This window comes from Vibrio sp. 10N.222.54.E6, from assembly GCF_041473955.1.
Lineage (GTDB): Bacteria > Pseudomonadota > Gammaproteobacteria > Enterobacterales > Vibrionaceae > Vibrio > Vibrio tasmaniensis_A.
Window position 1 is genome coordinate 100,927 of record NZ_JBFRTD010000003.1, and the last position, 387, is coordinate 101,313.

At 36.2% G+C, this 387-nt stretch carries 1 rRNA gene; it reads left to right on the top strand.

Annotated features, from left to right (window positions below):
* Positions 1–310: 310 nt before the first annotated feature.
* Positions 311–387, top strand: a 16S ribosomal RNA gene (locus AB4513_RS00695); the annotation flags it as partial.

Here is a 387-nt window from a genome sequence, read left to right on the forward strand (position 1 = left end):
GCTCTTTAACAATTTAAACCTATCAATCTGTGTGGGCACTCGTTGATGAATATCAAAACGTTATTGGTTCTTTTTCGAAAGAGCGTAAAACAGATTCTTCGGAATCAAAATTGATTTCAATGAACTGAGTGACCAATTCAATTTGGTACAGCCTTGAGCTGTTTGATTTCACTTTTTAAAGTGAAAGCCAAAAAGAGCACAGTCAATTCATTATCATTCTGTTGGAATGGTAATAGCTTTAGAATTACATAGTAGTTTTGAAGTCAGTATTCGTTGAGTCACACCTATTAAATTAGGTAATCAAAACTTTAAATTGAAGAGTTTGATCATGGCTCAGATTGAACGCTGGCGGCAGGCCTAACACATGCAAGTCGAGCGGAAACGACA